This window comes from Stenotrophomonas sp. AS012628 (assembly GCF_010608305.1).
Lineage (GTDB): Bacteria > Pseudomonadota > Gammaproteobacteria > Xanthomonadales > Xanthomonadaceae > Stenotrophomonas > Stenotrophomonas geniculata.
In genome coordinates this window covers 1-18,148 of record NZ_VMBJ01000051.1, presented here as the reverse complement: position 1 = coordinate 18,148, position 18,148 = coordinate 1, and the positions used below count along the sequence as shown (strand labels likewise).

The 18,148-nt window shown below is 66.5% G+C and carries 16 protein-coding genes; 5 read left to right on the top strand and 11 right to left on the bottom strand.

The genetic code is table 11. From position 1 onward, the window contains the following. Window positions 1–8 precede the first annotated feature (8 nt). On the bottom strand, window positions 9–746 hold the full coding sequence (locus G5A07_RS18315; RefSeq protein WP_191863756.1) for an SURF1 family protein: 738 nt from the start codon (window positions 744–746) through the stop codon (window positions 9–11). 57 nt (window positions 747–803) lie between these two features. Here G5A07_RS18315 and G5A07_RS18310 point away from each other — a divergent pair, with 57 nt between their 5' ends. Beyond that, window positions 804–1,022 (top strand): twin transmembrane helix small protein, encoded by a 219-nt coding sequence (locus G5A07_RS18310; RefSeq protein WP_010484233.1) that lies wholly within the window; start codon window positions 804–806, stop codon window positions 1,020–1,022. Window positions 1,023–1,042: 20 nt separating this feature from the next. Here the strand turns inward: G5A07_RS18310 and G5A07_RS18305 are convergent, their stop codons facing one another. The 6 genes from G5A07_RS18305 to G5A07_RS18280 are packed head-to-tail and all read right to left on the bottom strand — an operon-like array spanning window position 1,043 to window position 5,857. Further along, window positions 1,043–1,918: a cytochrome c oxidase subunit 3 gene (locus G5A07_RS18305; RefSeq protein WP_005412024.1), complete on the bottom strand. Its 876-nt coding sequence runs from the start codon at window positions 1,916–1,918 to the stop codon at window positions 1,043–1,045. A gap of 13 nt (window positions 1,919–1,931) precedes the next feature. Then, window positions 1,932–2,522, bottom strand: coding sequence for a cytochrome c oxidase assembly protein (locus G5A07_RS18300; protein WP_019336368.1), 591 nt, complete (start codon window positions 2,520–2,522; stop codon window positions 1,932–1,934). Further along, window positions 2,519–2,737 (bottom strand): hypothetical protein, encoded by a 219-nt coding sequence (locus tag G5A07_RS18295; protein ID WP_010484236.1) that lies wholly within the window; start codon window positions 2,735–2,737, stop codon window positions 2,519–2,521. Before G5A07_RS18295 ends, G5A07_RS18300 begins: the two co-directional genes overlap by 4 nt. Window positions 2,738–2,745: 8 nt before the next feature. Next, entirely contained in the window at window positions 2,746–4,353 is a 1,608-nt protein-coding gene (gene ctaD / locus G5A07_RS18290; RefSeq protein WP_005407790.1) for a cytochrome c oxidase subunit I, read from the bottom strand. A 59-nt stretch (window positions 4,354–4,412) separates the two neighbouring features. Further along, complete coding sequence (gene coxB, locus G5A07_RS18285; protein WP_029379934.1) at window positions 4,413–5,369, bottom strand: cytochrome c oxidase subunit II; 957 nt, start codon at window positions 5,367–5,369, stop codon at window positions 4,413–4,415. An 11-nt stretch (window positions 5,370–5,380) separates the two neighbouring features. Next, complete coding sequence (locus G5A07_RS18280; protein WP_004153894.1) at window positions 5,381–5,857, bottom strand: DUF2244 domain-containing protein; 477 nt, start codon at window positions 5,855–5,857, stop codon at window positions 5,381–5,383. A 274-nt stretch (window positions 5,858–6,131) separates the two neighbouring features. On the opposite strand from G5A07_RS18280, the gene putA reads away from it, so the two are divergent. Then, on the top strand, window positions 6,132–9,350 hold the full coding sequence (gene putA / locus G5A07_RS18275) for a bifunctional proline dehydrogenase/L-glutamate gamma-semialdehyde dehydrogenase PutA (RefSeq protein ID WP_191863755.1): 3,219 nt from the start codon (window positions 6,132–6,134) through the stop codon (window positions 9,348–9,350). Between the two features lie 118 nt (window positions 9,351–9,468). Here the strand turns inward: putA and pnuC are convergent, their stop codons facing one another. Next, a complete protein-coding gene (gene pnuC / locus G5A07_RS18270; protein WP_191863754.1) occupies window positions 9,469–10,041 on the bottom strand; it encodes a nicotinamide riboside transporter PnuC in 573 nt (190 codons plus the stop codon). Between the two features lie 141 nt (window positions 10,042–10,182). Beyond that, a complete protein-coding gene (locus G5A07_RS18265) occupies window positions 10,183–11,532 on the bottom strand; it encodes an outer membrane protein transport protein (RefSeq protein WP_010484240.1) in 1,350 nt (449 codons plus the stop codon). A 228-nt stretch (window positions 11,533–11,760) separates the two neighbouring features. Here G5A07_RS18265 and G5A07_RS18260 point away from each other — a divergent pair, with 228 nt between their 5' ends. Beyond that, window positions 11,761–12,453 carry a rhomboid family intramembrane serine protease gene (locus G5A07_RS18260; RefSeq protein WP_010484241.1) on the top strand — a complete coding sequence of 231 codons (693 nt, stop codon included), beginning with the start codon at window positions 11,761–11,763 and terminating at the stop codon, window positions 12,451–12,453. A gap of 83 nt (window positions 12,454–12,536) precedes the next feature. On the opposite strand, the gene G5A07_RS18255 is transcribed toward G5A07_RS18260, so the two are convergent. Together G5A07_RS18255 and G5A07_RS18250 are read right to left on the bottom strand one after the other, a co-directional pair. Then, on the bottom strand, window positions 12,537–13,997 hold the full coding sequence (locus G5A07_RS18255) for a S41 family peptidase (protein ID WP_191863753.1): 1,461 nt from the start codon (window positions 13,995–13,997) through the stop codon (window positions 12,537–12,539). A gap of 108 nt (window positions 13,998–14,105) precedes the next feature. Beyond that, the gene (locus G5A07_RS18250) at window positions 14,106–15,404 is read right to left on the bottom strand and encodes a peptidoglycan DD-metalloendopeptidase family protein (RefSeq protein ID WP_049454548.1); all 1,299 of its coding nucleotides are present in this window, start codon (window positions 15,402–15,404) and stop codon (window positions 14,106–14,108) included. Window positions 15,405–15,499: 95 nt separating this feature from the next. Here G5A07_RS18250 and G5A07_RS18245 point away from each other — a divergent pair, with 95 nt between their 5' ends. Both G5A07_RS18245 and G5A07_RS18240 read left to right on the top strand, forming a co-directional pair. Continuing rightward, on the top strand, window positions 15,500–16,162 hold the full coding sequence (locus G5A07_RS18245) for a hypothetical protein (protein WP_049412328.1): 663 nt from the start codon (window positions 15,500–15,502) through the stop codon (window positions 16,160–16,162). Window positions 16,163–16,248: 86 nt separating this feature from the next. Then, a complete protein-coding gene (locus tag G5A07_RS18240) occupies window positions 16,249–17,964 on the top strand; it encodes a M28 family metallopeptidase (RefSeq protein WP_191863752.1) in 1,716 nt (571 codons plus the stop codon). Window positions 17,965–18,148: the final 184 nt, after the last annotated feature.

Genomic DNA, 18,148 nt, shown 5'->3' with positions numbered 1-18,148 from the left:
GCATTTTCTCATGGTTGGGTACGGGATGCCGGTCGTGCCACGGCGCGCCTCCTGCGCCACTCCAACACCAGCGCAACGACGAGCACGGTCAGGGCCAGGCCGAACCACTGCACGGCGTAGCCCAGGTGACGCTGCGGTGGCAGCGTGTTCGGCAACAGGTCCAGATCACGTTCGTCGCCGAAGGGCAGCGCCGGGTCCAGGCGCAGTACACGATCGGGAAGTGACTGCACCCCCAGCGCGCGGGCCAGGCCTTCGGCCGGCAACCGGCTGGCCAGCCAGCGGCCCGCTTCATCGGTGGTGGAGAACGCCGGGCCCAGTGCCAGTCCCGCTGACGGCGGCGGCGCCAGCAACCCACGTACGGCCACCGGCGAAGGTGGCGACGGCACATCCGGCAGGGTGCGATCAGGCGGCAGCGCGCGCCATCCCAGATCGACCAGCAACACACTGCCCTCGTCACTGCGGAACGGGCGGTAGATCTTCACGCCGGCACGGCCGTGCCGGGTCTGGTTATCCAGCAGCACCACGCCGGGCAGGAAGCGACCGTGGTCGGCCACGCCATGCAACGCACCGGGCGCTGCCAGCGCCTGCGCCAACGACAGTACCTGCGCTGCGGCTGGAGCCTGTGCATCCAACATTGCCTGTTTGGCATGCATGCGCTGCAGCTGCCACAGCCCCAATGCGGTGAAACCGGCCATTGCCAGCACGGCCAGCAGCCATCCGAGCACGCGCGTGTGCTGGCGCATCATGACAAGTCCGCGCAAACGCGGTCAGATAGGCACATCCACCCTGCCCTCGAGCCGCACATGAGTGATTCGCTGAAGACCCTGCTGGTAATCGCGTTTCTGATCGTCATCGTCTGGAATCTGGGCGCCGGCCTGTATTACCTGCTGGTCGACCGCGGCCAGACCAAGCGCACGGTCAACGCACTGACACGCCGCATCGGGGTGTCGGTGGCCTTGATCGTACTGGTGATCGTGAGCATCTACATGGGCTGGATCAAGCCGCACGGCATCGGCGGCTGAGGCCACCGATGCGTGCGCGGTCAAAGCACGTAGACGAACATGAAGAGCATCAGCCACACCACGTCGACGAAGTGCCAGTACCATGCGGCGGCTTCGAAACCGAAATGGTTGTCGCGGGTGAAGTGTCCCTTGGCCGAACGCAGCCACATCACGATCAGCATGATCGTGCCCAGCAGCACGTGCGCGCCGTGGAAGCCGGTCAGCATGAAGAACGTCGAACCATAGATACCCGAGCCGAGCGTCAGGTTCAGTTCCTTGTAGGCGTGGATGTACTCCTCCGCCTGCAGGGTCAGGAAGCCGAGGCCGAGCACCACGGTCAGGCCCAGCCAGATCAGCAGCTGGCGGCGGTTGCCGGCCTTCAGTGCATGGTGGGCGATGGTCAGGGTCACGCCGGAGGTGAGCAGGATCAGCGTGTTGATCAGCGGCAGGCCCCAGGCCGGGATGGTCTGGAACGCACCGCCGATCGCCGCCGGGCCATTGGTCGGCCATCCTGCCGAATAGCCCTGCCAGAGCAGTTCGTTGGTCATCACCCCGCGGCCTTCGCCGCTGAGCCACGACAGGCCCAGGTTGCGGGTGTAGAACAGCGCGCCGAAGAAGGCGCCGAAGAACATCACCTCGGAGAAGATGAACCAGATCATCCCCATCCGGAACGAACCATCGACCTGGTGGTTGTAGTTGCCGGCCTGCGACTCGCGCACCACGTCGCTGAACCACCAGAACAGGGTCAGCACCAGCATCGCGATGCCGATGTAGAACGTCCAGCGTCCCCAGCTGGCATCGTTGAGCCAGCTGGCCACGCCCACCATGGTCACCATCATCGCGATGGAACCCACGAACGGCCATTTGCTCTGGGCCGGGACGAAGTACACGTTGGCGTCGGTCGGTGTCTGGGCCATGTCGGTATCCGGGTCAGGGTGCGGCGTGCGCGCCTTCCGAGGTGGCGGCCGGAGCCAGCCGATCGGACAGCGCGTCGTTGCGGTAGAAGGTGTAGGACAAGGTGATCGTCCTGATCTCCGGCGGCAGGTCCGGATCGACGATGAAGCGCACCGGCATGTCGCGCTTCTCGCCGGCCTGCAGCGTCTGCGCGGTGAAACAGAAGCATTCGGTCTTGCTGAAGAAACCCGACGCGCGCGCCGGTGCCACCGAAGGCACCGCACTGCCCACCACCGCCTGCTGGCTGTCGTTGCGGGCGAAGTACAACGCTTCGTTGAGCTCGCCGGGCACCACGTCCATGGTCAGCTGCTCGGGGTGGAACGACCAGGGCAGGCGCGAGTTGACGCCGCCATCGAACTCCACCCGTACGGTGCGCTTGCCGGACGCGGCACCGGCACTGGCTTCGCTGCCGGGGCCGCGCTCCAGTCGCACGCCGAACACCTTCTCGCAGGCGATGCGATACAGCGGCACCAGCGAGAACGTCAGCAGGAACACCGCCACCGCCACGCCGATCAGGCGCGGCAGCCCGGCACTGCGTGAGGTCGCGGTGGCCGGTGCGTCGCTCATCGGCCGATCACCCCACTGAGGATGAAACCGACGTAGACCAGCACAGCGATGGCGCCGACCCACATTGCCGTGCGCCTGGCGCGCCGGCGTTGCTGTTCGATGCCGTTTTCCGGGGCGTCGCCCGGGCTGTTGTAGAGCCGAGCCATGCTCGGCTGCTTTTCGTCAGCCGAGCATGGCTCGACTCTACAGATCTGCAGCGGGCTCTCGTTATGCATGCCCCACCTCAGTGCGTGATGTCGTCATGCGCCAGATCCCCCGGACGGATGGTCGGCGGCGTGGTGAAGGTGTGCGCCGGTGCCGGCGATGGCAGCGTCCACTCCAGCCCACGTGCGCCTTCCCAGGAACGCGCCTCGGCCTTCTCGCCATTGCGCAGCGAGGACAGCAGGATCGCGGCCATCATGAACGGCGTGACGAACATGCCGAACGCACCGATCGAGCTGATCAGGTTCCAGTCGGCGAAGGCCACGCTGTAATCCGGAATGCGGCGCGGCATGCCGGCCAGGCCGAGGAAGTGCTGCGGGAAGAACAGCAGGTTGACGAACACGATCGACCACCAGAAGTGCACCTTGGCCCACTTCTCGCTGTACATGCGCCCGGTCCACTTCGGCCACCAGTAGTACACCGCGGCAATCAGCGCGAACACCGCGCCGGTCACCAGCACGTAGTGGAAGTGGGCGACCACGAAGTAGGTGTCGTGGTACTGGAAGTCGGCCGCCACGATCGCCAGCATCAGGCCGGAGAAGCCACCGATGGTGAACAGGATGACGAAGGCCACCGACCACAGCATCGGCGCCTCGAACGTCAGCGAGCCGCGCCACATGGTGCTGACCCAGTTGAACACCTTCACGCCGGTCGGGATCGAGATCAGCATGGTGGCGAACATGAAGTAGATCTCGCCACCCAGCGGCATGCCCACGGTGAACATGTGGTGGGCCCAGACGATGAACGACAGGAACGCGATCGCGGCGGTGGCGTACACCATCGCCTGGTAGCCGAACAGCGGCTTGCGGCTGAAGGTCGGGATGATCTCGCTGACCACGCCGAAGGCGGGCAGGATCATGATGTAGACCTCGGGGTGCCCGAAGAACCAGAAGATGTGCTGGTACATCACCGGGTCACCGCCACCGGCGGCATTGAAGAAGCTGGTGCCGAAGAACTTGTCGGTCAGCAGCATGGTCACCGCACCGGCCAGCACCGGCATCACCGCAATCAGCAGGAAGGCGGTGATCAGCCAGGCCCAGCAGAAGATCGGCATTTTCAGCAGGTCGATGCCCGGCGCACGCATGTTGAGCACGGTGGCGATGATATTGATCGCGCCCATGATCGAACTGATGCCGGCCACGTGGATGGCGAACACGCTGAAGGCGACGTTGTAGCCACCCTGCAGCGACAGCGGCGGGTACAGCGTCCAGCCACCGGCCGGTGCACCACCGGGCAGGAACAGGGTCAGCAGCAGCAGGCTGAAGGCCACCGGCAGCAGCCAGAACGACCAGTTGTTCATGCGCGGCAGCGCCATGTCCGGCGCGCCGATCTGCAGCGGGATCATCCAGTTGGCCAGGCCCACGAAGGCCGGCATCACGCCACCGAAGATCATCACCAGCGCATGCACGGTGGTCATCTGGTTGAAGAACTCGGGCTTGACGAACTGCAGGCCCGGCTGCGCCAGCTCGGCGCGGATCACCACGCTCATCGCCGCACCGATGATGAACATGATGAAGCTGAAACCGAGGTACAGCGTGCCGATGTCCTTGTGGTTGGTCGAGAAGAACCAACGCTCGAAGAAGCTCTGGTGGTGATGGTGATCGTCGTGCCCAACTGCCGAGTGCGCCATTGCAAAACACCTCTCAGAATCGGTTGTCACCACGGCCGCGAGCGGCCGCGGGCTTTACATCACGCGCCGCTGGCTGCGGTGGCAGGTGCGCTGCCCGCTTCTGCAGCAGCAGGCGCAGCCGGTGCTTCGCCCGCCGGTGCAGTCGGTTCGGCCGGTGCCGCAGGTGCCGCCGGCGTGGCAGGCGCCGCAGGCTTGCGCTGCGCCAGCCACTGCTTGAAGTCTTCCTTGGACACCGCCTCGACCACGATCGGCATGAAGCCGTGGTCCTTGCCGCACAGCTCTGCGCACTGCCCGCGGTACACGCCGGGCTGCTCGATGCTGGTCCAGGCTTCGTTGATGAAGCCGGGGATGGCGTCCTGCTTCCAGCCCAGCGCCGGTACCCACCAGGCGTGGATCACGTCGTCGGAGGTGATGACGAAACGCACCTTGGTATCGACCGGCAGCACCAGGCGGTTGTCGACATCCAGCAGGTAGTGCGGATGGCTCTCGCGGGTCGGCACGACGCCGCTCTGCCGCACACGGTCGGACTCGCGGTCCAGCCGGCTGGTGAAGGTGACGTTCTCGCCGAGGTATTCGTACTTCCACATCCACTGGTAGCCGGTGACCTTCACCGTCATCTCGGCATCGCGGGTGTCGTACATCTTGATCAGGTTGGCCGTGGCCGGCCAGGCCATCACGATCAGGATGATCACCGGGATCACCGTCCAGATCACCTCGGCCTTGGTGTTGTGGCTGAAGGTGGCGGCGACCGCGCCCTTGGATTTGCGGAACTTGAACATGGCGTAGGCCATCGCCCCGAACACGATGACGCCGATCACCGTGCAGATGATCAACGACAGGTTGTTCGATTCCCAGGCCAGGCGCGAGGTCTGGGTCACCCCCTTGCCCATGTTCAGCTGCCACGGCTTGGGATCGGCCGCCTGGGCCCAGGCCAACGCCGGCATCAGTCCCCCGGTCGCCAGCACTGCGGCAACCGCGTTCACGCACTTCGTGCCCCACCTGCTGCTTTGCTTCATTGCCTAGACCCTTAGCGTCGTCGGTTGCCGCCATCGCTGGCGGCGAGCAAGCTTTCAAGTGTCTCTGCAAGCGTCTGACGTTCGGCCGGCGCGAGGAAACTCCCCACCTCCACCTGCCGGCCGCTGGATGCCAGCCGGACCCTCTCATCGTCGGTGAGCAGGCGCACCCAGTGGGGGTGGGCCCGGAACACCGGCGATCCACCGGGTACGGGAATGACCTCCACGTACGCCGGCACTACCCGGATCTCCTCCTGCCGTTCTCCGCTGCGCCACAAGGCACGCAGCGCCGCCGCCAGCACCAGGCTGTACAGCAGCGCGAACAGGGGGGCGAATGCATTGCCGGCCAACCACCCGAGGGCGGACACCAGCCACATCGCACCCGACAACACGGTGAACAACAGGACGAACTGCCGGGCATCGAGCGCCCGTGGGGGACGCAGCCGCAGCTGCGTACCTGACCCATCCGGAGCTGGAAGCACCTCGATCATGTCGCAACCGCGTTCCTGCCGCGGGAAACGTCTCGATGGTAGCCCCGCCCTCTCGCCGGTAGCAAGGGTGCATTCACACTTTTTCCCATGCTGCAACACAGCATGAGGTCGGCGACACAAATGACGAATTCAGCACAAATTCTTCCAAGCTTGCTGAACACGCTGAATCCACCGCAGCTAGGGGCTATCAGCACTTCATCAAGGTGGCTGCGGGGCACTTCCGGAACCCGCAAAAATGATTAAAATCGCCAAGTTTTCCACTGGCCGGACCGGCATGAACGCACCTTCCTCCTCCCCTGCCGCCCACGACGCTCCGCGTCCCGGCGCGCTGCTGTCGCCGGAACTGCCGGCGCCCCCCAACCCGTTCCGCCAGGCCATCACCGATGCCTGGTTGAAGGACGAGGCCAGCCATGTGCGCGAGCTGCTGGCGCAGGCCCGCCTGCCCGCCGAGGAACAGGCCAGGGTGCAGGCGCTGGCCGCCGACCTGGTCGGCCGCGTGCGCGTGCGTGCCAAGGACCAGGGCGCCATCGAAGCCTTCATGCGCCAGTACGACCTGGGCAGCGAGGAAGGCGTGCTGCTGATGTGCGTGGCCGAGGCGCTGCTGCGCATTCCGGACCAGGACACCGCCGACAAGCTGATCCGCGACAAGCTGGCCGATGCCGACTGGGAAAAGCACCTGGGCGGCAGCGACTCGGTGCTGGTCAACGCCTCCACCTGGGGCCTGATGCTGACCGGCAAGCTGGTGCAGATGAACGATGCCACCCGCGCCGATGCGCCCAGCGCGTTCAAGCGCCTGGTCGGCCGCGTGGGTGAGCCGGTGGTGCGCCTGGCCGTGCGCCAGGCGATGAAGATCATGGGCCACCAGTTCGTCATGGGCCGTACCATCAGCGAAGCGCTGTCGCGCTCGCACAAGGGCGACAACGCGAACTACCGCTACTCCTTCGACATGCTGGGCGAAGGCGCGCTGACCATGAAGGACGCGCTGCGCTACCTGGAAGACTACCGTCGTGCGATCCACGCCATCGGCGGCGATCACAAGGCACGCGGCGGCCGTCCGGACGGCGACGTCAACAACGCCCCGGGCATCTCGATCAAGCTGTCGGCGCTGTACCCGCGCTACGAGCACGCCAAGCGCGCGCGCGTACTGAAGGACCTGGTGCCGGGCGTGCTGGAACTGGCGCAGCTGGCCAAGAGCTACGGCATCGGCTGCACCGTCGACGCCGAAGAGTCCGACCGCCTGGAACTGTCGCTGGACATCATCGAGCAGGTGTTCTCCGATGCCTCGCTGTCCGGCTGGGATGGCTTCGGCGTGGTCGTGCAGGCCTACCAGAAGCGCACCCCGTACACGATCGACCACCTGGCCGACATGGCGCGCCGCGCCGGTCGCCGCCTGCAGGTGCGCCTGGTGAAGGGCGCCTACTGGGATGCCGAGATCAAGCGCGCGCAGATCGAAGGCTATCCGGGCTACCCGGTGTTCACCCGCAAGCAGAACACCGACGTCTCCTACCTGGCCTGCGCCAAGCGTCTGTTCACGCATGCCGATGCGATCTACCCGATGTTCGCCACGCACAACGCGCACACCATCGCGGCGGTGCGCAGCATCGCCAACGGCGGCGTGTACGAACACCAGAAGCTGCACGGCATGGGTGACGACCTGTACGCCGAAGTGGTGCCGGCCGACCGCCTGGGCCTGCCCTGCCGCGTGTATGCGCCGGTCGGTTCGCATGAAGACCTGCTGCCGTACCTGGTGCGCCGCCTGCTGGAAAACGGTGCCAACTCCAGCTTCGTCAACCGCATCACCGACGAACGCGTGCCGATCGCCGACCTGATCCGCGATCCGGTCGAGATGGTGTCCTCGTTCGCTTCGATTCCGCATCCCAAGATCCCGCTGCCGGTTGACCTGCTGCGCAGCCAGAACCACGACAGGAAGAACTCCATGGGCGCCAATCTCGCCAACGACAACGAACTGCGCGCCCTGGCCGAGCAGATCAACGCGGCTGTGAAGCCCTGGCAGGCCGCGCCGCTGGTACCGGGTGCGAACCCGGCCGGCGCCGCGCTGCCGGTGACCAACCCGGCCGACACCCGCGAAGTGGTCGGCCAGTGGCTGGCCGCCGACGCTGCCACCGTGCAGAAGGCCCTGGCCAATGCCGTGGCCGCGCAGCCGGCCTGGAACCGCACCCCGGCCGCCAGCCGCGCCGCCATCCTCGAGCACGCCGCCGACCAGCTGGAAGCGCGCATGCCGGAGTTCATGGCGCTGTGCGTGAAGGAAGCCGGCAAGAGCCTGCCCGACAGCATCGCCGAAGTGCGCGAAGCGGTGGATTTCCTGCGCTACTACGCCAAGCAGGCACGCGAGCAGTTCAGCCACGCCGAGAAGCTGCCGAGCCCGACCGGTGAATCCAACGAGCTGCAGCTGCACGGCCGCGGCGTGTTCGTCTGCATCAGCCCGTGGAACTTCCCGCTGGCGATCTTCCTGGGCCAGGTGGCCGCTGCACTCGCCGCTGGCAACAGCGTGATCGCCAAGCCGGCCGAGCAGACCAACCTGATCGGCTACTACGCGGTGAAGCTGCTGCACGACGCCGGCGTGCCGGCCGAGGTGGTGCAGTTCCTGCCGGGCGACGGTGCCACCGTCGGTGCCGCGCTGACCGCCGACCCGCGCGTGGCCGGCGTGGCCTTCACCGGTTCCACCGACACCGCCCGTGCGATCAACCGCGCGATGGCCGCACGTGACGCCGCCATCGGTGTGCTGATTGCCGAGACCGGCGGCCAGAATGCCTTCATCGCCGATTCCTCGGCGCTGCCGGAACAGCTGGTCAAGGACGCGATCGGTTCGGCCTTCACCTCCGCCGGCCAGCGCTGCTCGGCCGCGCGCGTGCTGTTCGTGCAGGACGACATCGCCGACAAGGTGATGACCATGCTGGCCGGTGCGATGAAGGAGCTGAAGGTCGGCAACCCCGGCCTGCTGTCCACCGACGTCGGCCCGGTGATCGACGCCGATGCACTGAAGATCCTGCAGGACCACGCCGAACGCATGGACCGCGAAGCGCGCCTGATCGCCGCTGCCGAGCTGTCCACCGAAGCCGCCAATGGCACCTTCTTCGCACCGCGCGCGTACGAACTGAAGGACCTGGGCCAGCTGCAGAAGGAAGTGTTCGGTCCGGTGCTGCACGTCATCCGCTGGAAGGGCGACCAGCTCGACGCGGTGATCGACCAGATCAACGCCACCGGCTACGGCCTGACCCTGGGCGTGCATTCGCGCATCGACGAAACCGTTGATCGCATCAGCAACGGCGTCCACGTCGGCAACGTCTACGTCAACCGCAACCAGATCGGTGCGGTGGTCGGCGTACAGCCGTTCGGCGGCCAGGGCCTGTCCGGCACCGGTCCGAAGGCCGGCGGCCCGCATTACCTGCTGCGCTTCGCCACCGAAAAGACGGTGACGGTGAACACCACTGCCGCCGGCGGCAACGCCTCGCTGCTGACCCTGGGCGACTGATCGCCCGGTTGATGCGGTAAACGAAAAACCCCGCGAAAGCGGGGTTTTTTGTGCATTGCTTGCTGTAGAGCCGAGCCCATGCTCGGCTTGAACGGTACAGCCGAGCATGGGCTCGGCTCTACACCCGCATCAGATTGCGCCAGTGGCGCAACGCCACCAGTGCGTTGATCCAGAAGCCCACGTACAGGATCGAGGTCAGATGCAGGCCACGGCTGTAGTACAGCGGCACCGCGACGGTATTCACCAGCAGCCACACCCACCACGATTCCAGCTTGCGCCGCATCATCAGGATCTGGGCGATCACGCTCAGCACCAGCACCGCCGAATCGATGTAGGGCGCGTAGGCGTTGGTCAGGCGGGTCAGCATCCAGCCGTAGCCGAAGGTCGCCACCACCGCCAGTGGTGCCAGCCAAGCCCAGGTACGCGGTCGCAATGAGGTGATCGGCAGGGGTGCACCGTGGTCGCCGCGCAGCCACTGCCACCAGCCCAGCACGCTGATGGCGATGAAGAAGAACTGCAGCACCATGTCTGCATACAGGTGAGAGCGCTCGAACACCGCCGCGAACAGCGCGCAGCCGACGATGCCCAGCCACCAGGTGTGCACGTTGTTGCGGCCGGCCAGCAGGGTCGAGCCGGCGACGGCGATGTTGGCGGCCAGCTCCAGCTGGAAGTTCGGGTCGGACAGGTTCATCGCGCTATTGTCGTGGATCCACGCGCTGCGTAGGCAATCGGCTGGATCCACACCCTGCGTGGATGCCCCAAAGCGTTCCACAAAAAAGAAGGCCCCGCTTGCGCGGGGCCTTCCGTGTACTGCGTCAGGCGTTGGCCCGAATCAGAACTTGTACTGGAACGAAGCAGCCAGCACGTCGCCACGGACCTTGTACTTGCCCGACAGCGAGTTGCCCTGGTTGGCAGTGGTCGCACGCACGTTCACGTTCGGATCGCTGGTGAACAGGTGGGTGTAGCCAAAGTTCCACTCGGTGTTCTGCGACGGGGTCCAGCCCACGCCCAGCGACAGCCACTTGCGGCTGGTATCCGGCACGCGGACGTCGCGGTGGGCGTCGGTGGTCGGGGTCTGGTCCAGCGCAACACCACCGCGCAGGGTGACGGTGTCGCTCAGCTTGTAGTCGGCACCCAGCGACACGAAGGTGGTGTCACGGTAGCCGAACTCCAGGACCGAATCCGCCTGCGGGGAAGCGTAGTCGACGGTGACGCTGTCAAAGGCGGTCGACCAGGCGGTGCGGGTCACGTCGCCCATCACGGTCCAGCGGTCGTTGACCTTGTGGGTCACGCTCAGGGTGGCCGAGGCCGGCATGGTCACCGTGGCCTTGCCGCTGGTGTCCATGAACCAACCGCGGGTACGCGGCGAGTTGGTCAGCAGGGAACGGGCGCGGTCGGCGCCGCTGAAGGTCGCATCACCACCGGTGATCTTGTGCTCGACCTTCGAACGGTAGCTCAGGCCGATGTGGGTGTTCTCGTCGATCGAGAACAGGCCACCGACGGTCCAGCCCACGGCATTGTTGTCACCCTCGATCTTCAGGGTGCCATCGGCGCTGCCCGGGGCGAAGCCCGGAGCGCCGGCACCGGCCAGGATGCTGCCGTAGTCGACGGCGTTGCTCAGCTCGATGGTCAGGTGCTCGACGAACACCGACGCGCCGAAGGACACGTACGGGTTGACGTCATACGACGCGGCGAAGCCGAGGTCGATGGCCTTCAGATCGGTCTTCAGGCCGCTGTAACGACCGACCCAACCGTTGTCGTATTCGGTCTTGAAGCCGAACGGTGCGGTCAGCGACACACCGAAGTGGGCCTTCTCGCCGATCGGCATGTGGAAGTACGCGGCCGGAACCGGAGCGATCATGCCGGCGTCGCCGCCGTCACCACCGGTCTGCGGACGGCCTGCTGCATTGCGGCCCTGGCCCTTGAACTCGGCCTTGAAGCTGATGGCGCTCAGGTCGCCCTGGACCAGGGTGCCATCGAGCTGGCGCATGCCGGCCGGGTTGACGGCGATGATGGAGGCGTCGCCTTCGGCGCTGCCGGAGCCGGCGAACGCGCGGCCCAGGCCCTTGGCGCTGTTTTCCTTCAGCTGGAAGGCAGCGGCATTGGCGTCGGCAGCAGCCAGCGCACCGGCAACGCCGACGGCCAGCAGGGTCAATCGGGCAATGGTGGAAGCGGTTTGCATCGTAGTTCTCTCTCTCCGGTAAGCGGTGATGGTGCTCTGAGTGCGCCTGCGCCCGGCGGGCCTTGGGGCCCTTCGGAGCGCGCCGGATTCCCCTCCCGACATACGACGCCGTATGCGAGTATTACCCAGACCTGTTAATGAAACAATAACAGCGCAGGCGCTTTTTTCGTCTCAAAAGCTGAACAGGACAATCCCCGCCGTAAGCGCCCTCACGCTAGGCTAGTGCCCATGTTCGTCTCCCTCCCGTCGCGCAAGAAGGCAGCCCTGCGCTGGGCCACGCCCGTGCTGTTTGCGGCACTGTGGCTGGCGTTCCTGTGGTCGATCTCGCGTCCGGATGACGCCCGGGGCAGCCTCTGGCTGGACTGGGGCGCCCTGTCCACCGGCCTGACCCACCCGCTGGACTGGTGGGCGACCCTGCAGGACGGCAGCGTGCTGCGCCTGTTCACCGCCCTGTTCCTGCACGCGGACTGGTCGCACCTGCTGGGCAATCTGGTGTTCCTGCTGATCTTCGGCCTGCCCGCCGAACGGGTGCTGGGCCCGTGGCGCCTGCTGCTGCTGTTCCTGGTCGGCGGTGCGGTGTCCAATCTGGTGGCCATCTACACCATGGGCAGCCCGGACCAGATCATCATCGGTGCCAGCGGTGCGGTGTCAGCGCTGATCGGCGCCTATCTGGCCCTGTTCCCGGGCGCCCGGCTGGGCGTGGTGATCCCGCTGGGCCTGTTCCTGGAGTTCGTGCGCGCCCCGGCCTACCTGCTGATCGGCGTATGGGCCGCCCTGCAGGTGGTGTTCGCCCATATCGGCCCAAGCTTCGGCATGGTGGCCTGGTGGGCGCACATCGGTGGCTTCCTGTTCGGCCTGCTGTACGGCGTGTACGTGCGCGCCGCGATCGCACGCCGCCTACGCAAGCGGCACGGCTTCTGAACCCCTGGGGAGCCGGCCGCTGGCCGGCGTCACGCTCACCCGCTCGTTCGTAGATCAGTCGAGCACGGCTCGACGCTACAGAATCAGGGCTTGGCCGGAGCCGGTGCGGGCTTTGCTTCCGGCTTTGCTTCCGGCTTCGCTTCCGGCTTCGGTTCTACCTTCGCCTCCGGCTTCGCAGCTGCGGCCTTCGCGGCCTTCGCCGCATCCGCTTTCGCCGCTTCGGCCTTCAACCGCGCAGCCACCGAACCCGGATTCTTCAGCTCGGCCAGCGCGTCGTTGATCGGGCCATCGCCCGGCAGTACGGCGCCGGCGTGGTAGCCCTCGGTGCCTTCGTCGTCACCGCGCAGATGGCCCGGCAGGGTCGCTTCGCTGTAATCGCTCAGGCTGGCCGGCAGCGCCTCGTCTTCCGGGCGCGCCGCAGGCTTCAGTTCGACCTCCGGCACGATGCCGGTGGCCTGGATCGACTTGCCGCTGGGCGTGTAATAACGCGCGGTGGTCAGCTTAACCGAATCACCGTTGTCCAGCGGCAGCACGGTCTGCACCGAGCCCTTGCCGAACGTGCGGCTGCCGACCACGCGGGCGCGCTTGTTGTCGCGCAGTGCGCCGGCCAGCACTTCCGAGGCACTGGCCGAACCCGCATCGACCAGCACCACCACCGGTGCACCCTTCAACAGATCGCCCGGGGTCGCATCGAAGCGTGCATCGCTGATGCTGATGCGGCCGCGGGTGCTGACGATGTTGCCCTTGTCGAGCAGGTCGTCGGCCACCTGCACGGCAGCGGTCAGCAGACCACCCGGGTTGCTGCGCAGATCCAGCACCAGGCCCTTGAGCTGGCCACCGGACTGCTTCTGCAGCTGCTGCACGTGCTTCTGGAAGTCCGAACCGGTGTCGGCCTGGAACGTGCTCAGGCGGATGTAGCCATAGCCCGGTTCCAACAGGCGGCTGCGCACGCTGGTCACGCGGATGGTCTGGCGGGTGAGGCTGACATCGAAGGGCTTGGGCTTGCCTTCGCGCACGATGGTCAGCACCACCTTGCTTCCGGCCGGGCCGCGCAGCGGTTCGCTGGCATCGATCGCGCTGATCGGCTTGCCGTCGATGGCGATGATCAGGTCACCGGCGAGGATGCCGGCCTTCGCCGCCGGCGTGTCGTCGATCGGCGAAATCACCTTCATGCTGGCGTTGTCGGGCTGCTGCTGCAGCTCCACGCCGATGCCTTCGTAGGCGCCGCTGGCCTGTTCGTCGAACGCCTGCGCGTCTTCCTTGTTGAAGTAGGTGCTGTGCGGGTCGAGGTCGAGCAGCAGGCCACGCACCGCGGCCTGCATCAGCTTCTTGTCATCGACCGGATCGACGTAGGCGGCCCGCACTGCGTTGTAGACGGCCACGAAGCGGCGGATGTCCTCCAGCGGCACCTTCGAGGTCACCGCCTCCTCGCTGCTCGCTGCCTGCCCGCCGGTTTCCTGGCTCGGGGCGGGCGCGGTCTGCTGCGCCCAGGACAGCGCTGGCAACAGGGCCAGCAAGAGGGTGGCGGTACGGGCTGCGCGCATGGATCACTCCTGTCGACGGTGGCATGGTGCCCAAGGCACATGCACCGATTATGCGCGAAGCACAGCTAAATTCCCGTTGAATCCGCCCTGCACGCGGAAGCGCTGGATTCAGCGCCGCTGCAGCCAGCTGTCAGGGTTCACCGGCTGCCCACCACGACGCAGCTCGAAATACAGCGCGGTGACGCCCTGGCCGCCGGAATTGCCGACCTTGGCCACCGCATCACCACGGCTGACCCGCGCGCCGGCATCCTTGAGCAGGGTGTCGTTGTGGGCGTACAGGCTCATGTAGCCGTTGCCGTGGTCGACGATCAGGATCATGCCGTAGCCGGTCATCCAGTCGGAGAACACCACGGTACCGTCGGCCACCGCGGTGACGGTGCTGCCGGCCGGTGCGCCGATCAGCACGCCGCTGCTGGTGCGGCCATCAGGCAGCTTGCCGCCATAGCGGGCCAGCAGGTTGCCGGACAAGGGCCAGCCCAGGCCCCCGACCTTCGGCGCCGGTGCCGACGCCACCGCCGGCGGAACCTTGGTCGGCGGCGGCGGGCGGCCCTGCGCAGCGGCCTGGCGTGCGGCCCGCTCGGCAGCGGCCTTTTCGGCGGCGGCTCGGCGTGCAGCCGCGCGACGCTCGGCCTCGGCGCGGGCGGCGGCCGCGCGCAGATTGGCCAGCAGTGTTTCCAGCGCCTTGGCGTCCTGGCCCAGCGCCTGTTCCTTCTCGCGCTGGTCCTTGAAGCGTTCGTCCAGCGAGGCCACGGTCTTGGCGCGATCGCGACGGTCGGCTTCCAGCGCCGCCGCCTGCTGCTTCTGGTCCTGTTGTGCACCCTGCAGCTTCTGCTTGCGCTCGGCGATCTGCGCCTGCAGCGCTTCCAGTTCCTTCAGGTCGGCGGTCAGCGTGGTGATCCGCTGCGCACGCTCGCGTTGCAGGTAACGATGGTAGGCCAGGGCGCGATTGGCATCGGCTACCGTGTCCTGCGACAACAGCAGCTTCAGTGGTGCGTGGTTGCCCAGCTGGTAGGCTGCACGCAGCAGGCCGGCCAGCTCGCGATGCTGCTGGGCGAGGTTGGCCTGCAGCGTGCTGCGGCGTTGTTCGGCCTCGGCCAGGGCCCTTCCCTGCTCGCGCAGCGCGGTTTCCGTCTGCGCAAGCGCACGGCCGGTGCGGGCCACCTTCTCATCTGCCTCGCGCAGCTGCTGCGAGGCCTGGCCACGCTGGCCTTCGATCTGCCGGCGCTCCTGCGCCACGCCCTTCAGCTCATTGCGCAGTTTCTGCAGCTTGCGCTCGGTCTCGCGCGTGGTCTGCGCGGCACCCGGCAACGGCAACGCCAGTGCCAAGGCCAGCCCCAACAGCAGGCAGCGCCCGCCGCGGGCAGCGGCGATGTGATGTCGGCGTGATGGGAAGACGTTGTTGCGCAAGGGCTTTCCAGTGACTTCAGGCAGTTGCGGGGGATACCGGGGAATGGTGACATCTCCGCACGCGGCCTGCCAGCCGCACATCCATCGAGGTCCCCATGAAAGCTCTCTCCATTCCGCTGCTGTTGGGCGTACTGCTGGCCACCGGACCGGTCTGCGCCCAGGAGAACATCAGTAAGGTCAACGGCAGCATCAGCGCCGAACCCGGCCAGCGCTACGGCAAGCTGGACACCGTCAACGGCGGCATCCGCGTCGGCGAAGGCGTCGAGACCGGCAGCATCGACACCGTCAACGGCGGGGTGAAGGTCGCCGATCGCGCGCGCACCGGCAAGATCGAAACGGTCAACGGCGGTGTGCGCCTGGGCCGCGACGTGATCGCCCATGGCAACGTCAGCACCGTCAACGGCAGCATCTTCAGCGATCGCGGCAGCCAGATCGAAGGCGGCGTTGAAACTGTGAACGGTGGCATCGGGCTGGTCGAAAGCCGCGTCGGCAACGACGTGGAAACCGTCAACGGTGACATCACCGTGGGCATCGGTTCGCAGGTCAAGGGCGGTGTGCACGTGCGCAAGCCGAACTTCAGCGTCTCGCTGACCGCCAGCCGCAAGCCACGCGTGATCATCGGCCCGAATGCCGTGGTCGACGGCCCGTTGCAGTTCGAGCGCGAGGTGGTGCTGTACGTGCACCGCACGGCCCGCATCGGCCCGGTCACCGGCGCCGACCCGATCCCGTTCGACACCGAAACCGCTCCGGCGGACTGAGCACACCGCGACCATCGGTTCGGTGATACTCGCTGTTACCGGTCGTACACGAGGTACGGCCGCCCTTTGTTTTCCAGGAATCGACGATGCCCCGCAAACTCCTCCTGTGCCTGGCCGCTGCGGCCGCGCTCAGTGCCTGCAAAGGCGAAGACACTCCGGCCCCCGCGCCGGCCACCGACACCGCCGCTGCCGCTGCCAAGCCGGCGGCCCATGCGTTCTCGCCGGAGATCAACGCCGGCGACTTCGCCGAGATGGTCAAGACGCTGGCTTCGGATGAATTCGAAGGCCGCGCCCCGGGCAGCAAGGGCGAGGAACTGACGGTCAACTACATCCGCGACCAGATGCAGCGCATCGGCCTGCAGCCCGGCAACGGTGACAGCTGGTTCCAGGATGTGCCGATGACCGAGACCACGGCCGACGCGTCGACCGTGCTGAAGATCACCCAGGGCGGCAAGACCACCGAGCTGAAGTTCGGCACCGACATGGTGGTGGGTACCCGTACCGGCCAGGCCGAGGTGAAGGTCGATGCCAGCGACCTGGTGTTCGTCGGCTACGGCGTCGATGCGCCGGAGCAGAAGTGGAATGACTATGCCGGCCAGGATTGGAAGGGTAAGACGGTCGTGATGTTCGTCAACGACCCGGGCTTCCATGTCGATGACGCGAAGCTGTTCGACGGCAAGCGCATGACCTACTACGGCCGCTGGACCTACAAGTTCGAGGAGGCAGCGCGCAAGGGCGCCGCTGCCGCGCTGATCGTGCACGACACTGCCGGTGCCTCCTATGGCTGGGACGTGGTGAAGAACTCCTGGGCCGGGCCGCAGTACGACCTGCCGGCGAAGGATGACCCGGATGCCCGCATTCCGGTGCAGGGCTGGCTGAGCGCCGACGCCGCCAAGGCGCTGTTTGCCGGTGCCGGCCTGGACCTGGCGCAGGCTTACAAGGATGCGAGCAAGCGCGGCTTCAAGCCGGTGCCGCTGAAGGCCACCGCCGCGGTCGACCTGAAGAGCCAGATCGCGCAGAAGCAGTCGCGCAACGTGGTGGGCGTTTTGCCGGGCAGCAAGCGTGCCGACGAAGCCGTGCTGTACATGGCGCACTGGGATCACCTGGGCAAGCACGAGGGTGAAACCGGCGACAACATCTACAACGGTGCGGTCGACAACGCGACCGGCGTGGCCGGCATCCTCGAGGTGGCTGAAGCGATGGCCCACCAGGAGCCGAAGCCGGAACGTTCGGTGGTCTTCCTGGCGGTGACTCTGGAAGAGTCCGGCCTGCTGGGTTCGAAGTACTACGTCTCCCATCCGACCTTCCCGCTGGACAAGATCGCCGGTGTGATCAACATCGATGCGATGTCGGTAGCCGGCCGTGCCAAGGACGTGACCGTCACCGGCTTCGGCAGCTCGGAGCTGGAAGACATCCTCAAGCCGCTGGCTGCGGCCCAGGACCGCACGCTGCATGGTGAGACCTCGGTGCAGAGCGGCTTCTACTTCCGTTCGGATCACTTCAACTTCGCCAAGGCCGGCGTGCCGGCCCTGTACGCCGATGGCGGCGAAGACCTGCGCGACGGTGGCGTGGACGCTGGCCGCAAGGCCGCGGCGGACTACGGCGCCAACCGCTACCATGGCCCGAAGGACGAGTTCGACGCGGCCACCTGGAAGCTGGACGGTACGGTGGAAGACCTGCAGCTGATGTACGGCGTCGGCAAGGAACTGGCCGGTGGCGATCGTTGGCCGAACTGGTATGAGGGCAACCCGTTCAAGGCGGCTCGCGACGCGATGATGAAGGACAAGGCCCCGGCCAAGTAAGTCGGGCCATGCTCGACTGAACATCGTTGAGAGCAGAGCGGCGCCCCACGGGGCGCCGTTTTTTTTGTGCGCTCCGCCATTGGTGGGTGCCAACCCTGGCCTGCTGTGTGTAGCGGCCAACCTTGGTTGGCGCCTTGGTTCCTTGCGGGGAGCATCCACGCATGGCGTGGATCTACCGCTGATC